Below are 3,043 nucleotides of genomic sequence, written 5' to 3'. Positions count from 1 at the left end.
AAAAACCGTCAATCAAATCGCCAAAAGCCTGAAATCACGAGCCAGGCGCATCAACCAACGGTTCTTCGATCCCTCCAGCTGCTGTTAAAGATGGCGGATAGGATCGAGAAATATCGTCAGAAGGAAACGCTCACCGAGCGTCAGAGCGCTCAGTATGAGCACGACCTGTTCATTGGCTGTTACTCCGTTAGGAAGCTATTCGAATCTACCGCCAAAGTGAGCGACGAGACACGGGCGACAAAGATGTCGCTGGACTGGTTTCCTAAGAAGCCAGACGCGCCTATCGTCGACTGTTATAATCGAAGCGAATTCTGGGAACTTTACGACCTAGAAGACCGACATAATGAGCAGCGCGACGCGCTGTTTGTCGCCCATCGCCCTATCCATAGCTTCATTGTGGTTGGGAGCGCAGCGTTCGAGGGAGACATGAGTGGAGATCTCTTCACCAGCGATCGGGATAAGGAGGAGTGGCTGTATTTCATCCCCACCTACGAAACAGTTGCTCTTTTCTCGGCCGTTGAAAGGGATTATCCCGGCTTTGTGACATGGCGCGACGAGAAGACGGGCAAGCGGCTTTGGAAAGCACCAGCATCGAAGGGATCCGTGTTGGATGGGTAGCTACTGCGGAATCCACTTTGACAAGTTGAGCATCTGTGGATCTAAATCCGAGGTGCCCGGTGATTGGGCTGCGCTCTTTCAGGAGCGAGATAGGCGCGAAACGAGGCCAACCCAAGAGGTTGGCGCAGATCCCGACCTTTGTGTCGAATATGCGGCGAGCCGCGATGTTATCCTACGCCGCTTATCGATTCTAGGAGCAACGGACGAGGCCGTTCAAAGGGCGTTCGAAACTTGGCTCACTGAGGAACAGGAGCAATGGCGAGACAACACTGAGGGGTGGTCCGACCAAGAAGTAATATCTGAGCACGCGGCAAAGATGCTGAAGGGATTGAACGGTCTGACCTATCAGGAATGGTGCCGCTTTGCCTCAGGTGCGCTCCGCATCCGCTATGACTTCGCCAACTATGACCGGATCCAAAGCGATCTCGCCAGCGACCCATTCAGGAACCAGTTTCACGAACCCGACGATGGTTATCTTTGGTTCGCTGGCTACGGCTCCCATCTAGGGTTGCGCGCGCTGCTGGATGCGGTGCCGGATATAAAAGAAGTCCGCCTCGATATCAGCGATCTTCTTGGCGAATACGTTGACGAGCATGAGCCAATCTGCTCGCGGGCGAGGGAGAATGCACCGTGTCAACTTCAAATGCTCGCTCCTACTATGGTCATGGCTGAGGGGAGCAGCGACCTGACCGCGCTCAGGCTTGGGCTAGGGGCGATGCACCCAGACCTGATGGATTATTTCTCGTTCTTCAATCACGCGGAGCTATCCGTAGACGGCGGTGCGCACTACCTCGTAAAATTCCTCAAGGCGATTGCAGCCGCACGATCCACGTCGCGCATTCTGGCGATCTTCGACAACGACACTGTGGGCATCCAGGCCTACGAGCAGGCGAGAGCCTTGAAGCTTCCGTTTAATATCATCGTTACGCGCTATCCCGACAGCGACGTGGCCAAGGCGTATCCAACCGTGGGACGGAGTGGTCCAGCTATCTTAGACGTGAACGGGCAAGCGGCAGGAATAGAGCTTTATATGGGGCGAGAGGCGCTCTTAAGTAACGGCGAACTGAGACCGGTCAGGTGGGCCAGCTACGTAGCGTCAGCGGGGAAATACCAAGGTGAGGTGGATGGTAAGCGCCAGGTATTGGAAGCCTTCCGAAAGAACATCGCGACGGTAGAAGGCCCAGAAGCGGCGCGAGCCTCGTTTCCTGACTTGGAGCGAGTGTGGCAGCACAACTTCGATCTGGTGCAAGAGAATTCAGGCTTGGTTTACCTGCGGACTGGGAAACGCCTCGCGTAGGTATGATAGCGCTTGTCAGAAATCGGACTGTACCGTTGTATTTAACCACGACGGTGTTGTCTCGGCCCCGGTCATAAGCAGAGTGTTCGCTTATAGTCGCGCAAACTTTTCACTTGAACGGCTTGGATGGGCGCGCAGCCGACCGGCACCCACCCAGCGAACGAAGGTCCGGTTCCGGTGTTGGCGGACGTTCTGGCGGCCGCACCGGAACGACTTGAGCTGGTCGATAACCGTCTTAAGCGTGAGCACCGCGAATGGCAGCTTTCGATCACTCCTTACCAATAACCGACATTCTGCTTACCCCCCAGAGCTACCTATATCCGCACTGTAGTCTTTGAGCGGTCAGGCCGCAGTCGCCACCGTGCCAGATGCGAGCTGAAGTTGCTTGATGTCATTGCCGTGAGCAGACATATCATCATTGATTTTCCTTTCGCGTCGTCGGTTCGATGTTCCTTCCGGGGGCGGTTTGTTGCCTTCCGATTAGAGGCAGCAGGCGCAGAGGAAAGCAGCGGGGTCAATGTTTTAAACTGCGCGGCCCCGACCTTCACGATCTGATCTGAGGTGCGACACGATGTCCGTATTTAGATTACACGTTCGCCCTGGCGGCGGGTTTGCGTCGATGGCTGATACCTTCGCTTACTGCCTAAAACAGGGCATCTTGGGCGTTGGTTGGCTGGTGGATGAGATTCAAGAAACGGCGGACTGGGATACGTTCTATAAGGTTGCCGTAAACATCCACAAAGATCTAAAGACCTGCGCCTACATCAGGGAGCGCGTCCAGAAAGACGATCTCGTCTGGACCCGCGACACCCAAGGAAACTACTATCTGGCTCGCGTCCTCTCCGGCTGGGAGTACTTCACCACTAACGAGTCCAAGGACAGTGGGATCGACATAGGCAACATTTTCAGGGTCACCTTTGAGCGTCTGACTATCGATGAAGTGCCTGGGAAGGTTGTTGCCTGCTTTAGGCCAAACCGGACGATTCAAGCAATCCACGATCCGACGGCGGTAGCTTATACTAAGTTCATCTGGAATCGGAAAACAGGGGGTAGAGGTGGCTCCGTCTGTTTGGACAGTTTTTGGGTTTGAATAAGCTATACCCGGTTGTTGTCATGCCGCCATTCTGA

Annotated in this window: 3 protein-coding genes; all 3 read left to right on the top strand. The window is 54.8% G+C overall.

What is annotated here, in order from left to right; genetic code table 11:
• Positions 1 to 618: hypothetical protein (locus JK202_RS16080; protein WP_249200191.1), on the top strand; the 618-nt coding region annotated here is incomplete at its 5' end.
• Complete coding sequence (locus JK202_RS16075; protein ID WP_016738508.1) at positions 611 to 1,915, top strand: HEPN/Toprim-associated domain-containing protein; 1,305 nt, start codon at positions 611 to 613, stop codon at positions 1,913 to 1,915. The genes JK202_RS16080 and JK202_RS16075, both read left to right, overlap by 8 nt.
• A gap of 619 nt (positions 1,916 to 2,534) precedes the next feature.
• Positions 2,535 to 3,005 carry a hypothetical protein gene (locus tag JK202_RS16070; RefSeq protein WP_015075013.1) on the top strand — a complete coding sequence of 157 codons (471 nt, stop codon included), beginning with the start codon at positions 2,535 to 2,537 and terminating at the stop codon, positions 3,003 to 3,005.
• Positions 3,006 to 3,043: the final 38 nt, after the last annotated feature.

Origin of the sequence: Gluconobacter sp. Dm-62 (assembly GCF_018256155.1) — a bacterium.
Taxonomy (GTDB): Bacteria; Pseudomonadota; Alphaproteobacteria; order Acetobacterales; family Acetobacteraceae; genus Gluconobacter.
The sequence above is the reverse complement of the archived record's forward strand: the minus strand, read 5'-3'. Positions and strand labels throughout refer to the sequence as shown.